Here is a 17,431-nt window from a genome sequence, read left to right as displayed (position 1 = left end):
GCTGGCGCGGCCGAAGGCTCAGATCGCCTTTACGACGCGCTGCAGAATGTCGAGATAGCCGGCGACGTCCCAGGCGGAGCGGCCGATGAAGAGGCCGTCGATATGCGGCTGAGCGATCAGCTCTTCGCAATTGCCGGGATTGACGCTGCCGCCGTAGAGCACCGGTACGCGCTTGCCGAGCGCCGCTTCGGCGACGTCAGCGATGCGCTTGTGGCGCTCGTCGGCATAGTCTGATGTCGCCGGAATGCCGTTGACGCCGATCGCCCAGACCGGCTCGTAGGCAAGCAGGATGGTCGCCTGCTTGGCGTCGCCGTCAACGAGCGCCAACGCGCCTTCGACCTGTCGCTTCAGCACCGTGTCCGCTTCGCCCGCTTCGCGCTCGGCCAGCGTCTCGCCGATGCAGACCAAAGGCACCAGGCCGTGGCGCACGGCGGCCGCCGTCTTCAGGCCGACGGTGCGGTCGGTTTCGCCAAAATGCTCGCGCCGTTCGCTGTGGCCAAGCTCGACCACGTCGAGATTGCAATCCCTCAGCATCAGCGGCGAGACTTCACCGGTCCAGGCGCCGGCATCGTCCCAGTGCATGTTCTGCGCACCGACCTTCACGCTGGTTGCGGCCAGCCGCTCCTTGACCTGCCGCACCGCCGTGAATGGCGGAATGACGAAGCGCTGGACGCGTTCATCGCGCATCGCGTCGGCCGCAACCAGACCGTCGGCGAAGGCCATCGCTTCGGCCAGCGTCTTGTTCATCTTCCAGCTGGTGCCGACCCAGAGCCCGGACTTCTTCATGCTTTCTCCTTGCGATTATCGACCCTGACCAGCCGGATGCCGGCGTCCTCGAGCGGCGCGGCATGCTCCGCAGCCACCTCGGCGCCGGTCAGCACCGCGTCGAAGGCATCGAGCCCGGTCAGGAAATGGAGCGCCGAGCGCCCGAATTTGTCGTGGTCCACCAGCAGGTATTTGCGCTTGGCCGCCTTCACCATCAGGCGCTTGGCTTGCACCACCTCCTGGTCCTGATGAAAGGCGGTGGTCCCTTCGATCGCAGAGCTGGAGAGAAAGGCGATGTCGACGCGCAGCGACCGCAGCGCCTCGTCGGTGACGATGCCGAAGAAGCCGTTGAACTTCTTGCTATATTGACCGCCGAGCGCGATCACGTTGATGCCCGGCGCGCCTGAGAGGCTGGTGATCACGCCGAGATTGTTGGTGATGACGGTCAGCGGGCGAATGTCGCGGATACAGTCGGCGATCGCGCCCGTGGTCGAGCTGTCGTCGATCAGGATGCTCTGCCCCGGCTCGATCAAGGAGGCGGCATGTTCGGCGATGCGGCGTTTCTCGGCGGTGGCGATCTTCTCGCGGTAGCGGAAATCGCTCTCGAATTGCGGACTCGACTGGATCGAGGCGCCGCCATGCACCTTGCGCAATAGCCCCGCCTGCTCGAGGTCGTCGAGATCGCGATGCACCGTCATCTTGCTGACGCCGAAGCGCAAGGACAGATCCTCGACGGACGCCGCTCCGGCCTCCATCAGCACATCCATGATCGCCTGTCGCCTGTCTTCCGGCTTCATCATCTCGGCTCCGTTCGCGCGCAGCCGTGGCCGCGCTCACAGTGAGAAGATAACAGCTATTTGTTATATTTCAATTTCCTCTATGTGATTTTGTGATGTTTTAATGTGATTTCTGTGTGTGATTGAAACCGGTGTCGATGTAAGGTTCCCAGAATTCGACGGACTCCCGGATCATTTCCACGACGGTGTGATCGGTCGGCTCGCGCTCGCGGAAGGAAAGCTCCAGGCAGATCTCGTTGTCGGTACCGCCCCCCGCTTTGACAGCGCCGATCAGCTTCTCCGGCGTGATGCGGCCGTCCCGGTTGTAGGCAGCGGTAAAGGGCCAATGGCCGCCCTTGTTCATCGACGACTGCTTGATGTGGATGATCGGCGAGCGCTCGGGAAAGGCGCCAGCCCAGGCATAGGGGTCGATATCGTCAGGATTGTCCGAGGTGACGTCGCCATGGTCGATATCGACCATCATCTTCATCGGGATCGGGAGATCGGCCTCGGCCAGCCGTCGGTCGAGCGCCCGGCATGCGGCGATCGTGTGGCCGAACTCGCGGCCGACCGACATCGGCTCCCAGAAGACATAAGAAAGTCCCGCCGCCTTGCCGTGCTCGGCCACCTCGCGCCAGCAATCGATGGCGACCCGCATCATCTCCTTGCGGCGCGCGGGATCGTCGTAGTCTTTCAGTGTGAAGATCGCGAACTGCGTGCCCATGCCGGAAGCACCGAGCTCGGCGGAGATATCGGCAAAGGTCTTGAACCAGTCGACATAATAGCGCCTGACGTCCGGATCCGGATGGCCGAAATGGTTGAGCCGGCCATAGGGGCCGGTCATGCCCGAGGTGATCTTCACGCCGGTGCGGTCAAGCGCCCGCCGGAACTGCCTGAGGGTCTTCGCGATCGTTGCCGCCGGCCAGCCGGGATTGACGAACTCATGGGTGAGTTGCACGTAGCCGATGCGGATCTTCTCGGCGATCGTGTCGATCAGGTCGTCAGGCTCGGCGAAGCGGTTGACCAGCGGATTGGTGTTGAGCGACAGCGTGAAGGCCACGACCTTACTCCTGGCTACCAGAGAAATTTCGGAAGGATGAAATCGGGGCTGGCGCCGTGTTCGGCAAAGAGCTTGCGGCGCTCTTCGCCCGAGGCCTTCTCCAGGATCCCGGTCGTCACCAACGCGGAATGAAGCCCGGCATTCGCCGCACCCGCAATGTCGTGCTCGATGCTGTCGCCGATGGCGCAGACCCGTGCCGGATCGGGATGACCGAGGAAATCAAGCGCGAAGGCGTAGATGTCGGCGAAGGGCTTGCCGATCCAGCGCACGTGGCCGCCGAGTTCCTCGTAAAGCTCGGCGATACGCCCAGCGGCGAAGGCATTTCCGGTCTTCGTCAACATTACCTTGTCGGGATTGGTGCAGAGGCAGGGAACGCCGCGCGCAGCCGCCGGCGCCAGCAACGCCTCATAGTGAGAGAGCGGATAGACGTCGCCCTCGCTCCCGGCCAGAAGCACGATATCGGCATCCGCGCCGTTTTCGGCGCGCTCGAGATCGAGGCCCGTCATTGGCGAGAGATCATCATCACGGCTGACGAGCAGGCATTTGCGCGCCCCGCCGCTTACACCTTCACCTTCCCGTTTCAGGATCTGCCAGGCGACCTCGCCCGAGGTCAGGAACCAGTCCCAGCTGCCGGCAACGAAGCCCAGATCGACAAGGCGACGGTCGTTCTCCGCCGAGCGTTTTCCCGAGTTGGAGAGAATGATGATGCGTTTTCCGGCATCCTTCAGCTGCACCAGCGTTTCGGCCGCCCCCGGATAGGGACCGCGCCCGTCTCTGAGCACGCCGAACTGGTCGATCAGGAAGGCATCGTAGCGATCGACGATGGCGCTCAGCCCGTCGATGGTTTGAATACCCGTCACAGCACACCTGCCTCTCTGGCGCCGGCAAGGGCAAGCCGCGCCGTGCCGGCCGCCGCCTCCTCGGAAAACACAGGCAGGAATGGCACGCCGAGCTTGCGCGTGCGGATCGCGGTCCAGGCCGCATTCTTTGCGCCGCCGCCGACGCTGCGGATCGAACGCAAGCCCGGCCCGCCAAGCGATGTCAGCCGCTGATAGGCAAGGTTCTCGACCCCGGCGATGCCTTCGAAGATCGCCTTCAGAAAGGTCGCATCGTCGGAGGGCCGTGGGCTCATGCGCGGCAGAAAATCCGGATCGGCGACCGGAAAACGCTCGCCGGGTTTGACGAGTGGATAATAGTCGAGCCTGGTATCGACAGCCGGGTTGATCTCCCCAGAAAGTGCGGCGATCCGTTCCGGCGAGAAATGCGCGGTGAGCACCACCCCGCCGGTATTGGATGCCCCGCCGGCCAGCCACATCTCGCCGATACGATGGCTGTAGAGCCCGTATTCCGGAGCAAACAGCGGGCGGTCGGAAAACATCTTCACCGTCAGTGTCGTGCCGAGCGCGCTGACGCCGTCGCCCGGCTGATCGGCGCCGGTGGCGAGAAACGAGGCGCACCCGTCCGTGGTGCCGGCAACGACCACCACCTCACCTGAAAGCCCGAAGGCTTCGGCAGCCACGGGACTGATGGTTGCGATCGGCGCTCCGGCCGGCAGCACATCCGGCAGCAGATCGACGCGCGCTCCGGTCTTTTCCATCCAGCCCGGCCAGGATCGCGATACCGGATCGTAGCCGGTCTTCAGCGCGTTGTTTTCGTCGGAGACATCGTAAAGCCCGGTGAAATGCCCCGCGAGCCAATCCGCCTGATGGATCACCCGGAAGACACCCGGCACCGACTGGAAGGCGAGAAGCTTGGCGAGGCCGGATGTGGCACCATGGGCGGCACTCTCCCGCGGCGCATGCGCAGAAACCGCGTCGAGAATAGCCCGGTCGGCAACCGGATCGTTGTACATCATCGGCGTCGCCAGCGGCGCACCGCTTTGATCGACCGGCAGCATCGTGCCCGAGGTGCCGTCGATCGCAAGCGCTAAGACCTTTTGGCGGTCGATGCTTCCGAGCGTTTCGCCGAGCGCCGCCTGCACCGCCTTCCACCAGCCGATGGGATCGCGATGATCCCCGGAAAAGGACGAGAGCTTCGCCGCACCCGTTGCGACGACGACACCATCCGCAGCCATGGCGACAGCACGCGCGCCCGAGGTGCCGATATCGATGCCGATAACGAGCCTGTCGCCGCTCATTGCAGCACCTGCCCTGCGCGGTTGAGCTGCTGGCGGTATTTTTCTGCGTCCCAGCCAAGAAGCTCGGCGTTCTCAGCCTCGGTCAGGTAGCGCAGGCGTGCATCCGCCGGAATGCGCGCCGTCACGTCGGCAAGGCACCGCGCCATGGCGAAGGCACCGGCGGACATCTCCTTCTGCACCAGCACGCCCTTGCCGGGGAAGAGCAGCAACGGCGGCAGGCTCTCGCCGGCTGCGCGCCGCTTCTCCTCGATCGACAAGGCAGTCTCGCCGGGAGCGGCTACTACGACGCCTTTGCCGAGGAAGATCACATGATCGGGATAGAGGCTGCCGCCGGCCGCAAGCCGGCAACTGTCGAGGTCTGCCGCGACCGCATGCAGGCAAGCATCTTCCGGCAACCGATACCCGCTATCGACTGCAAGCCGCGACAACGACGCGAGATCAGCCGTCGGCGCCTGCCGCCTTTGCCCGGTCAGGCGGCGCGTGACGTCGGTCAAAAGGATTGCCGTACCCGCAACGCTCTCGGCAGCGACGACGAGGCCGTGATTGCCGAGGACCAGCACCGACGTGTTGTCCTGCACCCGTTCGGCGATCGCCCGGGCAAGCGGCAGGCCCGGCCGGGCATAGGGCACAAAGACATGCGGAATACCGGCGAGCCGCTCGGCGGCGATCGCTGCACCGTTCGTCTGCACCGCCGTCGCGATCGTCTCGACGCAGTGCACATGCACGACCACTCTTTGCGGCATCAGCGCATGCACCGTCGTTTCGATCGAAGGGCGCAGGCCCGAGGGGTTGCGCTCGGCAATCACGAAATCCTGGGCCTTCTCGGTCGCCGGATCGTTCCGCTCCAGCGCGTCGAGCAAGGGGTCGAGCGCCACCGGCACCATGACGTCGCGCTGGCGCGCATGCGCCAGCCAGAGCCCCGATGCCTTGATCCAGAGCGTGCCACCCTCCTTGATAGAGGTGTTGCCACCCGCCCCCTGCACCAGCAGCGGGTCTGCCCCGACGCGGGCCGAAAGGTCGAGAAGCGCTTCGAATTCCAGACTTCGCATCTCGGTCTCCTTCAGGCCGCCGCCTGCTGACGCTCAAGCCAATGGGTGAAGGCCTGCCGTTCGGCCGGCGTCATGTGCAGGCCGTGTTTGGTGCGGCGGTCGAGAATGTCCTCCGCCGTCAGCGCCCATTCGTTGTCGATGAGGAAACGCGCCTCACGCTCGCGAAGGAGCGAACCAAAGGCCGGCCCGAGATCCTCGAGCGACGTGGCACCGGCAAGCAGCGCATGCGTCCTGGTGCCATAGAGCCGCGCATAATGCTTGGCGAGATCGGCGGGCAGCCAGCGGTAGCGCGCCTTGAGATCACCCAGGAACTGCTCGAAATCGGCATCCGCCATGTCGCCGCCCGGCAGATGGGCGCGTGCCGTCCAGGCCGGTCCCATCTTGGGGAGGAAGGGCTTCAGCCGTTCCAATGCATGTTCGGAAAGCTTGCGGAACGTGGTGATCTTGCCGCCGAACACCGAGAGCAGCGGCGCCTGGCCATCGGCCGCATCGACCTCGAAAATATAGTCGCGGGTGACGGCGGAGGGGTTTTCGGCATTGTCGTCATAGAGCGGGCGCACGCCGGAGAAGCTGTAGACGATATCGTCAGAGGTCAGTTGTTGCTTGAAGTAGCGGTTCACCGACTTCAGCAGATAGCTGATCTCGTTGCCGTCGGCAGATACGTCCTCCGGCCGGCCCTCATAGGGGATATCCGTCGTGCCGATCAGCGCCAGGTCGTTCTGATAGGGGTTGATGAAGATCACCCGCTTGTCCGGGTTCTGGACGAGATAGGCCTGCCGCCCCTCCCAAAACTTCGGCACGACGATGTGGCTGCCTTTGACCAGGCGCACGCTGCGGCTGGAGTTCATCCCGCCGATCCGGCCGATGACGTCGTTGACCCAGGGGCCGGCGGTGTTGACGACCGAGCGCGCCCTCGCCTCGGTCTTGGCGCCGGTGCGCGTATCGGTCATTTCGATATGCCACAGGCCATCGCGCCGGCGGATCGCGCTGCAGGCGGTGCGCGTCAGCACCCGGGCGCCACGGGAACGGGCATCGAGCGCGTTCAGGACGACGAGGCGGGCGTCGTCTACCCAACAGTCGGAATATTCGAAGGCTTTGCGGTATTCGCGCTTGATCGGCGCGCCCTCCGGCGCGGTCGAAAGATTGAGGCTCCGCGTCCCCGGCAGCCGTTTGCGTCCGCCGAGATGGTCGTAGAGGAACAGCCCGAGGCGCACGAGCCAGGCCGGCCGATCCTCAGGGTTATGCGGCAGCACGAAACGCATCGGCCAGATGATGTGCGGTGCGGATTGAAGCAGCACCTCGCGCTCGATCAACGCCTCGCGCACCAGGCGGAACTCGTAATATTCGAGATAGCGCAAGCCGCCATGCACCAACTTGCCCGAGCGCGAGCTCGTCCCTTGCGCCAGATCGTCCTTCTCGCACAGCAACACTGAGAGCCCCCGCCCGGCGGCGTCGCGGGCGATGCCCGCGCCATTGACGCCGCCACCGACGATGAACAGATCATACACTCCGGTCTCGGTACCCACCGCCCTTACTCCTGTCGCCATCGCCGCCACGCCTCACGCCGCCTTCGTCTTGTCCTGCAGGCCATAGGTGGAGAAGCCCTCGATCACGCCTGATATCTCGGCCTCCGACAGCACCACCGGACCGCCGATCAGCAGCGTGTGGTAATATTGCTTGGCGATCGTCTCGAGCTCGACCGCCGCCCACATCGCCTTCTCCAGGCTCGCGCCGGTCGCGATCATGCCGTGGTTCGCCATCAGGCAGGCGCTGCGGCCTTCGAGTGCGCGCAGAACGCTGTCGGAGAGCGCCTTGGTGCCGTAGCGCTCGTAGTCGGCAACCCGCACATTACTGCCGCCGAAGGCCGCGATCATGTAGTGGCAGGCCGGGATCGGCTTGCGGGCAATCGCCAGAATGGTCGAATACATCGCATGGGTGTGGACGACGGCGCCGACTTCCGGCCGGGCACGCAGGATATCCAGGTGGAACGGCCATTCGACCGAAGGCTTCTTCGGGCCCGACCAGCTGCCGTATTCGCCCTCGATCGGCATGGCGACGATCATCTCGGCCGTCATCTCGGCATAGGGAATGCCCGATGGCGTCACCAGCATGGTGTCACCATGGCGCACGCTGATGTTGCCCGAGGTGCCCTGGTTGAGCCCGATGGCGTTCATGTGGCGGCAATGGTCGACGATCGACTGCCGGAGTTCGTGTTCGCTCATAACTGTCACCTCAGCAGGGATGAACCGGCGGCAGGCCGGCGATATAGCGGCGGACTTCCTCCGCCGCCATTTCGGCGGCAAAGGTGACGGTGCGCACCGAGGCGCCGGCGATATGCGGCGTCAGCGTCACATTGGGGAGTTGCAGCAGCGGCCAATCCTCCGGCACCGGCTCCACGGCGAAGGTCTCCAGCATCGCCGCCGAGAGATGGCCGCTCAGCAGGTTTTCATAGAGCGCGTCGTAGTCGCAGAGCGGGCCACGCGCCGTGTTCACGAAGATCGCGCCCGGCTTCATCTTGGCGAAGGTCTCGGCGTTCATCATGTTGCGCGTCTCCTCCGTGACGCGTGGATGCAGCGTCACGAGGTCGGAACGGGAGAGAAGATCGTCGAGCGAGACCTGCTCGACGCCGGCATTGAGGTCGTCCGCCGAAAGCTGCACATAGGGGTCGTGCACCAGCACCTTGGTGCCGAAGGCGCGCAGCAGACGCACGACCTTCGTGCCGATGTTGCCGTAACCGATCACGCCGACGGTCATTTCGGAGAGTTCGCGGCCGGTTCGGTCGGCGCGGTAGAGATCGCCGCGCCATTCGCCCCTGCGCAAGGCCTCGTGACCGGTGCGGATCAGCCGCGTCTCGGCGAGGATCGCGCCGAGCGTAAATTCGGCAACGGCGCTTGCATTGCGGCCGGGCGTGTTGACGACGCGAACGCCGGCATCCCGCGCCGCTCCCATGTCGATATTGACAGGGCCGCCGCGAGAGACCGCGACGAGCTTAAGACCGGGGAGAGCCGCCAGCATCCCCCGAGACAGCGGCGCCAGCTGCGTCACCAGGATTTCCGCGTCGCCGATGAAGCCGACGATGTCCTCAGGCTTGCCGAGGTATTCCTTCAGCCCGTCCATGCCTTCGACGGCATAGCCGTGTTCCATCGGCACATCGGGCCAGGGCAGTTCGAGCGTGCGGATGTCATGGCCGTTGCCGGTCGCCTCGACGATCTTGTCGCGGAAGACGTCCGGCAGCATGAACCGGTCGCCGATAATGGCTATCTTCTTCATTTCGGTCTTTCCTGTTGGTTTCCGGCGTCAGCACCTTGGGAGAGTGCGTGCCAGACGGGTCTGAGCGCTGTTCGCGACTGCTGGTAGGCGGGGAAGAGTTCGTCATAACGGCGGGCCAGGGCCGGATCGGCGGCTTCCGCCGGTCGTTGGTAGGGGGTGACCCAATCGCCGAGGCAATCGGCCATCGAGGGATAGATGCCGAGCGAGACGGCGGCGATCATGGCAGCACCCGCCGCACCCGCCTCTTCCCGTTCGCTCGTCTGCACGCTGGCGCCGAGCGCCGCTCCGAGGATGCGGCGGAGCGAGGCGCTGCGGGCAGCACCACCCGTCAGCCGGATGCGCGCCGGCAGCGGCCCCATTTCGGCGTAGCAATCGCGCGCCGCCATGGCGAGCCCGTCGAAGACCGCCTTCACCATGTCGGGAAAGCCGTGGGTGATCGAGAGCCCGACAAAGGACGCACGCGCCGAGGCATCGACGAACGGCCCACGCTCGCCCGCCTCGGAAATATAGGGCTGGAAGATCAGCGGCGTGTCCCTGGCGTCGGCAAGCCAGCCGTCGACATGGGAAAGCAGTTCGTTCTTCGATTTCTCGACGCCCATGCCCTTGAGCAGGCCTGACGCCACCGACAGGATCCAGTCGATATTGAGCGTCGCTGCCATGTTCGACTGCATCTGCGCATAGGTGCCTGAGATCGGCATGCACATGGTGTAGCCGGTCAAATCGCGGTTGAGGCGCACATCGTCGGCACCGTTGGCCAGTCGCATATGCATGCCGGTCGAACCGATGATCGAGCAGCCGGTATCGGTGCCGGGATCATAGAGACCGGCGCCAAGCGCGGTGCAGACGACATCAACGTAGCCGAGCACAACAGGCGTGCCTTCGGTGAGGCCCGTGGCCTTCGCCGCTTCCGCCGAGAGCGGGTGATGGGTCGAGGCGCCGTCGACGATTTCCGGCAGCACATGCTTGAGTTTTTCGAGGCCGAGGAAAGCGATGACGTCGTCGCTGTAGGTCCGGGTGCGGAAGTTGCCGAAGCTGAAATTGGCCTCAGACGGATCGGTCGCCCGCTTGCCGGTCAGCCTGAAATAGAGCCAGTCCTTGCAATGGAAGGTGGTGGCGACGCCGTTCAACATCTCAGGCGCATGGTCGCGCATCCAGCGAAGCTGCGGGCCCTGCTGGCAGGCGGCGAGCCCCACGCCGGTGCTTTGAAAGCGGGCGATATCGCCGCTGTCGGCGCGCAGGCGCTCCACCGTCTCGCCGGCGCGCGCATCGAGCCAGAGCCAGCCCTTGCTGACAGGCGCGCCCGCCCTGTCGATCATCCAGGTGCCGTCCCCCTGACCGGTCACCGCGATCGCGGCAACGCGGCCGGCGAGGTTTTCGATCTTGTCGGAGAGCTGCTTGAGTGTCGCGGCCGCGTCGGCCCAGGTGCGGTCGAGATCCTGCACGCTGCCGGCGCGACCCACGGCCTCATAGGCGTTTGGCAGGGCCGCCATGGCGATCTGCCGACCGCGCAGGTCGAAGGCCACCGATTTGATGACCGACGTACCCGCATCTATGCCGATGAGGATGTCCCGCATCAGGCGAGCTCCTGTCCATGGCTGATCGCCCGGCCGCTTTCGCCGTCGAAGACATGAAGGCTCGACGGGTCGAGATGGATGCCGATCGGCTGGCCGACATCAAGCTCCGTCCGGTCGTGCTCGACTAGCACCATGGTGCCGCCGGCAAAATCCGCGGCGATATGGGTCTGGTCACCCAGCCATTGGTTGACGGCCACGCGGCCGGTGACGCCGTCGGCGCTGCGGCGCACCGAATAGGGCCGGATGCCGAGCACCACCTTCTGCCGCTGAACCAGCGCATCACGCACCGCATGCGAGAAGTCCGAGGCTGGATATTCGAGCCGCACGCCATCCTTGAGGCCGAAGGCAACTTTGCTCTCCGATCCCGAAACGCTGGCCTCGAAGACGTTCATCGGCGGCTCGCCGACGAAGGTGCCGGTGAAGAGATTGGCCGGCCGCTCCTTGATCTTCTGCGGGGTGTCGAACTGCTGCAGCACCCCGCCTTCCATGACGGCGATGCGGTCGGCCAGCGCGTTGGCCTCGGTCTGATCGTGGGTGACGAGGATCGCCGTCAGCCCCCGCTCCTTGATGTAGTGCTTGATGCGGCCGCGAAGCAGCGCGCGAAGCTGCGGCTCGAGTTGTCCCATCGGCTCGTCGAGCAGATGCAGGTTGGCGTCTCGGATGAGCGCGCGCCCAAGCGAGGCGCGCTGCTGCTGGCCGCCGGAGATCGAGCTCGGGTAGCGCCCGAGGATGTCCTCGATTTCCAAGAGCTTGGCGATACCAGCGACCTTCTCGTCGACGACGCCTTGCGAAAGCTTCGACGCCTTCAGCGCGAAGGCGATGTTCTCGCGCACCGTCAGCGGCGGGTAGAGCGAATAGCCCTCGAATGCCATGGCGACGTTGCGGCGCACCGGCGGCAGGGTCTGTACCGGCCGGCCGGCAAGCGAGATCGTGCCGCGCGACACCGCCTCGAAGCCGGCGATCATGCGGAGTGTCGAGGTCTTGCCGCAGCCGGACGAGCCGAGCAGCGCGATGATCTCACCCTTCTGAACATCCATGTTCAGCTTCTTCACGGCGTGCACGCCGTAATCGACAGGGCCGTAGAACTTGTCGACGTCCTTGATCAAAAGAGCGGTGTCGGTCATGCCGCTTCTCCATTGCGCTTGGCTGCGAGGTCGGCGCGCGGCAGCAGGGCGCCGCTCGTCTTGTCGAAGAGGAAGGCCTGGGTGCCATTGACGGCAATATGGGCCGGGCCGGCGACCGGACCAGGCGTACCGGCCGGACGCGACACCAGGATTTCGCGGCCGCGGGCGGTCAGTGCCAGCGTCACGGTCTTTTCGTTGAGCGGCGTCTCCGCCTCCACCGTCACGGGGATGGCGCCGGGCGCTCCGGCGTCGGCAAAGCTGATCGCCTCCGGACGCAGGCCGAGGACGCATTCCTTACCCGCGACATCGGCATCATAATCGGCAAGGCGTACCCGGACATTGGAGAGCTCGACGAACACGCCCTCGCCGCTGCGCTGCGGCACCACGTCGAGCAGGTTGATGGTGGGATCGCCGAAGAGCCGCGCGATCTCGATATCGGCCGGCGCATTGTAGATTTCCTGCGGCGTGCCGATCTGGCGGATACGGCCGGCGGCCATGACGGCGATGCGGTCGCCGAGCGCCATCGCTTCCTTGTAGTCCTGGGTGACATAGACGACGGTGGCGCCTTGCGCCGCCAGCAGCCGCGGCAGTTCAAGCCGCATCTCGAAGCGCAGTTTCGCATCGACGTTGCGCAAGGGATCGTCGAGCAGAAGCAGCGGCGGCGAACCGACGAGTGCACGGGCAAGTGCCGTTCGCTGCTTCTGGCCGTTCGAAAGCGCCTTCGGATGATGGCTCAGCACATGGTCGATCTTCAAGAGTTTCGCGACCTTCTGCACGCCGGCAGCGATCTTCTCCTTCGACGACCTTGTCGCGGTCAGCGGGCTTGCGATGTTGTCGAAGGCGCTCATGTGCGGGAAGAGCGCGAAGTTCTGGAAGGCCATGCCGACGCCGCGATGCTCGGCATCGACGTCGGTCATGTCCTCGCCACCGATCAGCACCCGGCCCTCGTCGGGCTCGATGACCCCGGCCACCAGCCGGAGCAGCACCGTCTTGCCGGCGCCGGAGGGGCCGAAGAGCACCAGCCGCTCGCCATCGGCGACGTCGAGCGTCAGGTCGTCGAGAACCGTCTGGCTCTTGTAGCGCTTGACGATATTCTTCAGTTGCAGCGTGGTCATGAGTTACCCTTTCACCGCGCCGAGCGACAGGCCTTCGACAAGGTAGCGCTGGGCGTAGAGTGCCAGTGCGAGCGTCGGCGTGACCGAGAGCACGATGGCGGCCGCTATCTGCCCGTACTGGATGCCCGAGGACGTGACGAAGGCAAGCGCCCCGACGGTCACCGGCTGCTTGTCGGCGGATGCCAGCACCAGCGCGAAGACGAAGTTGTTCCAGGCGAAGATGAAGGCAAGCAGGCCGGCGGCGGCGATGCCGGGGCCCGCAAGCGGCAGGGCAATCTTGCGGAAGGTCGCAAACCAGGAATGGCCTGCGATGCGATAGGCATATTCGACGTCGGCCGAGATATCCTCGAAGTAGCCGCGCACGATCCAGAGGATGAGTGGCAGGCAGATGAGCTGGTAGACCCAGATCAGCCCGAAATAGGTGTTGGAGAGGCCGAGCCACTGGAAATACTGCGTCAGCGGCAAGAGCACGAGCAGCGGCGGTGCGAAGCGGAAGGACAGCAGCGTGAACGCGATGTCTTCCGATCCCTTGAACTTGTGGCGGGCAAACGCATAGGCCGCGGGTACGCCGAGCACGAGGGCTACGGCAACGGAGGCGACCGACAGGAAGATCGAGTTGCCGAGATTGCGCATGAAGGCAATGTCGAGCGTACCGGCCGCCGTCTGCAGCTTGCCTGTTATCAGCGCCGCGTAGTTCGACAGTGTCGGCGAGAACACGATCGACGGCGGGATGGCGAGGATCGTCTCGTTCGTCTGGAACGACATCAGGAAGATCCAGAAAATCGGGAACATGAAGAAGACGACGACGAGCGTGAGGGCGAGACCGCGCAAGACCCGTTCGAGCGGAGACATGGTTTCCATTGGTCCCTCCTTTAAGCTTCGCCGCGAGCGCGTTCGCGCAGCCGCAGCCAGTTCTTGATGAAGACGTTGGAGAGCGTGTAGGTGATCGCCCACAGGATGATCAGCAGCGCCGCCGAACGGCCGACATTGGTCGACTGGAAGAAGTTGAGATAGGCCTCGACCTGGAAGACGGTGAGCGTGTTGCCGGGCCCGCCTTGCGTCATCGCGTAGATGATGTCGAACTGCTGGATGCTGTCGAGCAGCCGGAAGAGCGTCGCCGTCAGGATATAGGGCGTCAGCATCGGCAGCGTGATGCGGAAGAAGACGAAGCTGCGCGGCACGCCGTCGAGTGCGGCCGCCTCGAAGGGCTGCGTCGGCAGCGAGCGCAGGCCCGCCAGAAGCAGGATCATGATGAAGGGCGTATAGACCCAGATATCGACGAGCACGACGGTCAGAAGCGCGGTGTCCGGCGACGACGCCCAGCGGAAATCATGCAGGCCGATCTGGCTTGCGAGGTAGCTGAGGATGCCGAAGCTCGGATTGGTCATCAGCTTCCACATCAAGGCGGCGAGCGCCGGCGCGATCATCAGCGGCAGAAGCAGCATGATCGAGATGAAGTTGTTGACCGTCGAGCGGCGCTGCAGGAGCAGCGCAATGCCGAGACCGAGCAGGAGTTCCAGCGTCACGGTGATACCGGCATAAAGCAGCGACACCTTGAGCGTGTTCCAGAAGGCCGGGTCGGTGACGAAGTTGAGATAATTTTCGCCCCAGTTGAACTGGCGTGCCCAGGGCTGGCTCAGCCGGTAGCGCTGGAAGGAATAGATCACCGCCGTGAAGAACGGGATGAGGATGCCGATGCACACAAGCAGGGCCGGCAGGCTCAGCACATAGGGAAGCATCTTCCTGCTGATCCTGAAACCGGAGGCCGGTCTGCGGAGGGTTTCTGTTGAAGCCATGTCGAGCTCCGTTCCTGAAGTCTTTAAAGAGCACGCGGCACGCGGGAGCCTATAGGCGCCGCGCCAGTCCCTCGGCATCTCGGGTTGATTTCGGTGCAACCTCAAACCGGTCGCAACAGGCCGGCTCAACCGGCATCTCGGGATGCCCGGCGCCGCAGCGCCGGGCATCGCTTGGGAGGCCTATCAGCCGAGACCCGCCTCTTGGAGCTGGCGGTTGATGCTTTCTGCGAGCTGGTCGAGACCTTCGTCGATCGGCACCTGCTTGGCGACCATCTTCTGCAGCGTCGCCGCCCATTCGGTGGTGACGTCGAAGAACAGCGGCTGCGGCGTGAACTTGATGGAGGCGCCCGCAGCCGAAGCGTCGAACATTTCGACGTAACCCGGATACTTGCCGTTCAGCTTCTCGCGGAAGATCTCGTCCTTCCAGATCGACTGGCGAACCGGATCGACGAAGTCCATCTTGGTGGCGCCGAACAGCGCATGCTCCGGACCGGAAGCCCATTGCAGGAAGTACCAGGTGGCGTCCTTATCCCTAGAAAAGTTGGACATGGCCAGCGACCAGATCCAGATGTTCGGCGTCGAGGCCGTGGCTTCCGGGTTGGCGGCAAAGGCGGCATAACCGAGCTTGCCGGCCATCTTGTTGTCGCCGCCGTTCATGAAGTAGCCCAGGCAATCGGCGTCGAAGATCATCGCCGATGCGCCGGCGCCGAGGTCTGTGCCGACCTGATACCAGGTATAGGTCGACCAGTCCTTTGGGCCGCTTTCCTGGATCATCTGCACGAACTTGGCGTGATAGGCCTTGGATTCGGCGGTGTTCATCGCAGCCGAAAGCTTACCATCCGCCGAAACGTTCAGGTCTTTCTGGTTGAAGTTGGCATAACCCGAGAGGAAGCCCGGATGGATCGTCGCCCAGGAGCGCGAACCACGAACGCCGATGCCGTAGATGCCGCCGATGTCCTTCTGCAGCTTGGCCGCGACCGCGATCATGTCGTCGAGATTCTTCGGCAATTCGACGCCGGCCTTGTCGAACATCTCGCGGTTGTAGGTGATGTTGTTCTGTTCGAACGCCCACGGAATGCACCATTGCTTGGCGTCTTCGGACCCAAGCGCTCCGCCCGGCTGGCCGTTCCAGGCGCAGGAGTTCTTCACGCCGACGAGGAAATCGTCCCAGTTGTAGTTCGGGTTGGTCTTGGTCGGATCCTTGATCCATTCGTTGAGGTCGGCGATCCAGCCGGCCGGACCATAGGTCCAGGTCATATAGGCGCCGGTCATGAAGGCGTCGTATTCGGCAGAACCCGACGACAGCGCCGCCGTCACCTTGTCGAAATAGACGTCTTCCGGGAACACGTCATAGGTGACGTCGATGCCGGTCAGGTCTTTGAAGGCCTGCAGGTTGGCGATCATCGCGTCGGCATAGGGATGCTTGTTCAAAAGCAGCTTCAGCTTCTTGCCGGAATGCGCCTTCCAGTCGAAATCGGCGGCAAGCGCCCGGGTCGACATCATATTGAACAACGTGCCGGCCGTGCCGGCGGTCAGGCCTGCGGCACCCAATCCCTTGAGCATGCCGCGGCGGTCCACCTCCCCACGCAGGAATGCGCTGATGAGGTCCTTCTCCTTCTCGTACATCCGTCTTCTCCTCCGTTGCGGGTATGATTGCGACTTCCGGCTACCCCACCGGTATTCCTCCCTTTGAGACCCGAACGGCAAATCCTCCCTGCCCTCCGCATGGCCTCGAATGTCTCAGCGCGCCTCATGCGCTTTCGGCCGCAAGCGCCCGTGCCGTCCGCTCGTCGGTGATCAGGCCGCTCAAATGCCCGCTGGCAAGTACCGCCCGGATGGCCGGCACCTTGATCTTGCCGCCGGCGATCGCGACCGTGCGGCGGTGCTTCAGGTCGTCGCGGCTAAGGGTGAAGGTGCGGTCAGACAACGCTGTTTCGACTGGTGCGCCGTCCTTGTCGAAGAAGTGGCCGAGCAACTCGCCCATCGCCCCGCCCTTCTGGATCTCCTCGATCTCGCTCGTCTCGATCATGCCGGTCGAAACCAGCGATGCCTCGCGCTCGACGGTGCCGATGCCGACCATCAGAAGATCGGCGGTCTTGGCGAGATCGAAGACCTCGCGCACGCCGCGCTGGCTGAAGAGCACGTCACGATCCTCGACCGTGTTGGCGAAGAACGGCACCGGCATGACATAGGCCTCCGCACCGGTGCGCTCGGCAAGCCGGTGGATCACGTCATGCGGGTTGGCCGAGAACTTGCGGGTGAGACCGCCGAGCAGCGAGACGAAGCGGGTGTTGCCGCTCGTCATGCGCGGCAGATATTCGACGCAGGCCGCGAGCGTACGGCCGTGGCCGACGCCGACCAGCGCCGTCTCGCCGCGCTCGATCTCGCGCTTCAGGAACTGGGCGCCGGAAATGCCGAGCGCCTTCAGCGGCAGATCGTCGGAATCGAAATCCGGCACCACCTCGCAATAATCGAGGCCATAGCGGGCCGAAAGTGCCTGTTCGAGCTCCACGCATTCGGAGACTTCGCCGTCGATATAGACCTTCACCAGCCCTTCCTGGTTGGCCTTCATGATCAGCCGATGGGCTTTGAGCGAGGTAAGCCCCAGGCGCTTGGCGACCTCCGCCTGCGTCAGTCCGCCGGCATAGTGCAGCCAGGCCGCCCGCGTCGCCATGCTGGTCTCGTCGTCACGAATGCCTGTCGCACCAATCGTCATTGTCTCCACCCGGCTCTTGTTGCGCTGCATGATAATTTTTGCATCGCGT

16 protein-coding genes are annotated in these 17,431 nt (G+C 64.3%); all 16 read right to left on the bottom strand.

The genetic code is table 11. From position 1 onward, the window contains the following. Nucleotides 1-18: 18 nt before the first annotated feature. Nucleotides 19-786 (bottom strand): triose-phosphate isomerase, encoded by a 768-nt coding sequence (locus V7S54_RS10960; RefSeq protein ID WP_065375022.1) that lies wholly within the window; start codon nucleotides 784-786, stop codon nucleotides 19-21. Then, the gene (locus V7S54_RS10955) at nucleotides 783-1,562 is read right to left on the bottom strand and encodes a DeoR/GlpR family DNA-binding transcription regulator (RefSeq protein ID WP_065375047.1); all 780 of its coding nucleotides are present in this window, start codon (nucleotides 1,560-1,562) and stop codon (nucleotides 783-785) included. The genes V7S54_RS10960 and V7S54_RS10955 overlap by 4 nt, the downstream gene beginning before the upstream one ends. Nucleotides 1,563-1,662: 100 nt before the next feature. Next, a complete protein-coding gene (locus V7S54_RS10950; protein ID WP_065375023.1) occupies nucleotides 1,663-2,601 on the bottom strand; it encodes a sugar phosphate isomerase/epimerase family protein in 939 nt (312 codons plus the stop codon). 14 nt (nucleotides 2,602-2,615) lie between these two features. Next, nucleotides 2,616-3,461, bottom strand: a complete 846-nt coding sequence (locus V7S54_RS10945; protein ID WP_065375024.1) for a TIGR01459 family HAD-type hydrolase — start codon at nucleotides 3,459-3,461, stop codon at nucleotides 2,616-2,618. Further along, nucleotides 3,458-4,738, bottom strand: coding sequence for an FGGY-family carbohydrate kinase (locus V7S54_RS10940; protein ID WP_065375025.1), 1,281 nt, complete (start codon nucleotides 4,736-4,738; stop codon nucleotides 3,458-3,460). Before V7S54_RS10940 ends, V7S54_RS10945 begins: the two co-directional genes overlap by 4 nt. After that, nucleotides 4,735-5,787, bottom strand: a complete 1,053-nt coding sequence (locus V7S54_RS10935) for a class II aldolase/adducin family protein (RefSeq protein ID WP_065375026.1) — start codon at nucleotides 5,785-5,787, stop codon at nucleotides 4,735-4,737. Before V7S54_RS10935 ends, V7S54_RS10940 begins: the two co-directional genes overlap by 4 nt. Before the next feature lie 11 nt (nucleotides 5,788-5,798). Next, nucleotides 5,799-7,334: a glycerol-3-phosphate dehydrogenase gene (locus V7S54_RS10930; RefSeq protein ID WP_336408366.1), complete on the bottom strand. Its 1,536-nt coding sequence runs from the start codon at nucleotides 7,332-7,334 to the stop codon at nucleotides 5,799-5,801. 12 nt (nucleotides 7,335-7,346) lie between these two features. Next, nucleotides 7,347-8,009, bottom strand: a complete 663-nt coding sequence (locus tag V7S54_RS10925; protein WP_065377459.1) for a class II aldolase/adducin family protein — start codon at nucleotides 8,007-8,009, stop codon at nucleotides 7,347-7,349. 10 nt (nucleotides 8,010-8,019) lie between these two features. Beyond that, complete coding sequence (locus tag V7S54_RS10920; protein WP_065377460.1) at nucleotides 8,020-9,057, bottom strand: 2-hydroxyacid dehydrogenase; 1,038 nt, start codon at nucleotides 9,055-9,057, stop codon at nucleotides 8,020-8,022. After that, nucleotides 9,054-10,631, bottom strand: a complete 1,578-nt coding sequence (locus V7S54_RS10915) for an FGGY-family carbohydrate kinase (RefSeq protein ID WP_065377461.1) — start codon at nucleotides 10,629-10,631, stop codon at nucleotides 9,054-9,056. Before V7S54_RS10915 ends, V7S54_RS10920 begins: the two co-directional genes overlap by 4 nt. Next, entirely contained in the window at nucleotides 10,631-11,755 is a 1,125-nt protein-coding gene (locus V7S54_RS10910) for an ABC transporter ATP-binding protein (RefSeq protein ID WP_336408367.1), read from the bottom strand. Before V7S54_RS10910 ends, V7S54_RS10915 begins: the two co-directional genes overlap by 1 nt. After that, nucleotides 11,752-12,870 (bottom strand): ABC transporter ATP-binding protein, encoded by a 1,119-nt coding sequence (locus V7S54_RS10905; protein ID WP_336408368.1) that lies wholly within the window; start codon nucleotides 12,868-12,870, stop codon nucleotides 11,752-11,754. Before V7S54_RS10905 ends, V7S54_RS10910 begins: the two co-directional genes overlap by 4 nt. A gap of 3 nt (nucleotides 12,871-12,873) precedes the next feature. Further along, nucleotides 12,874-13,731: a carbohydrate ABC transporter permease gene (locus V7S54_RS10900; RefSeq protein WP_057253349.1), complete on the bottom strand. Its 858-nt coding sequence runs from the start codon at nucleotides 13,729-13,731 to the stop codon at nucleotides 12,874-12,876. A gap of 11 nt (nucleotides 13,732-13,742) precedes the next feature. Beyond that, nucleotides 13,743-14,666, bottom strand: coding sequence for a carbohydrate ABC transporter permease (locus V7S54_RS10895; RefSeq protein WP_065377464.1), 924 nt, complete (start codon nucleotides 14,664-14,666; stop codon nucleotides 13,743-13,745). Between the two features lie 183 nt (nucleotides 14,667-14,849). Beyond that, nucleotides 14,850-16,292: an extracellular solute-binding protein gene (locus V7S54_RS10890; RefSeq protein ID WP_065377465.1), complete on the bottom strand. Its 1,443-nt coding sequence runs from the start codon at nucleotides 16,290-16,292 to the stop codon at nucleotides 14,850-14,852. A 124-nt stretch (nucleotides 16,293-16,416) separates the two neighbouring features. Next, a complete protein-coding gene (locus V7S54_RS10885; protein ID WP_065377475.1) occupies nucleotides 16,417-17,382 on the bottom strand; it encodes a sugar-binding transcriptional regulator in 966 nt (321 codons plus the stop codon). Nucleotides 17,383-17,431: the final 49 nt, after the last annotated feature.

It is taken from the genome of Ensifer sp. CCNWLY38 (assembly GCF_037120565.1).
GTDB classification, from domain to species: Bacteria; Pseudomonadota; Alphaproteobacteria; order Rhizobiales; family Rhizobiaceae; genus Ensifer; species Ensifer adhaerens_H.
The sequence above is the reverse complement of the archived record's forward strand: the minus strand, read 5'-3'. Positions and strand labels throughout refer to the sequence as shown.

What these genes read in the sequence shown, in the direction of transcription:
- V7S54_RS10915 (WP_065377461.1), bottom strand. Translation starts at nt 10,631, where the DNA reads ATGCGGGACATCCTCATCGGCATAGATGCGGGTACGTCGGTCATCAAA.
- V7S54_RS10910 (WP_336408367.1), bottom strand. Translation starts at nt 11,755, where the DNA reads ATGACCGACACCGCTCTTTTGATCAAGGACGTCGACAAGTTCTACGGC.
- V7S54_RS10905 (WP_336408368.1), bottom strand. Translation starts at nt 12,870, where the DNA reads ATGACCACGCTGCAACTGAAGAATATCGTCAAGCGCTACAAGAGCCAG.
- V7S54_RS10885 (WP_065377475.1), bottom strand. Translation starts at nt 17,382, where the DNA reads ATGACGATTGGTGCGACAGGCATTCGTGACGACGAGACCAGCATGGCG.
- V7S54_RS10925 (WP_065377459.1), bottom strand. Translation starts at nt 8,009, where the DNA reads ATGAGCGAACACGAACTCCGGCAGTCGATCGTCGACCATTGCCGCCAC.
- V7S54_RS10960 (WP_065375022.1), bottom strand. Translation starts at nt 786, where the DNA reads ATGAAGAAGTCCGGGCTCTGGGTCGGCACCAGCTGGAAGATGAACAAG.
- V7S54_RS10920 (WP_065377460.1), bottom strand. Translation starts at nt 9,057, where the DNA reads ATGAAGAAGATAGCCATTATCGGCGACCGGTTCATGCTGCCGGACGTC.
- V7S54_RS10895 (WP_065377464.1), bottom strand. Translation starts at nt 14,666, where the DNA reads ATGGCTTCAACAGAAACCCTCCGCAGACCGGCCTCCGGTTTCAGGATC.
- V7S54_RS10900 (WP_057253349.1), bottom strand. Translation starts at nt 13,731, where the DNA reads ATGGAAACCATGTCTCCGCTCGAACGGGTCTTGCGCGGTCTCGCCCTC.
- V7S54_RS10935 (WP_065375026.1), bottom strand. Translation starts at nt 5,787, where the DNA reads ATGCGAAGTCTGGAATTCGAAGCGCTTCTCGACCTTTCGGCCCGCGTC.
- V7S54_RS10940 (WP_065375025.1), bottom strand. Translation starts at nt 4,738, where the DNA reads ATGAGCGGCGACAGGCTCGTTATCGGCATCGATATCGGCACCTCGGGC.
- V7S54_RS10955 (WP_065375047.1), bottom strand. Translation starts at nt 1,562, where the DNA reads ATGAAGCCGGAAGACAGGCGACAGGCGATCATGGATGTGCTGATGGAG.
- V7S54_RS10890 (WP_065377465.1), bottom strand. Translation starts at nt 16,292, where the DNA reads ATGTACGAGAAGGAGAAGGACCTCATCAGCGCATTCCTGCGTGGGGAG.
- V7S54_RS10930 (WP_336408366.1), bottom strand. Translation starts at nt 7,334, where the DNA reads ATGGCGACAGGAGTAAGGGCGGTGGGTACCGAGACCGGAGTGTATGAT.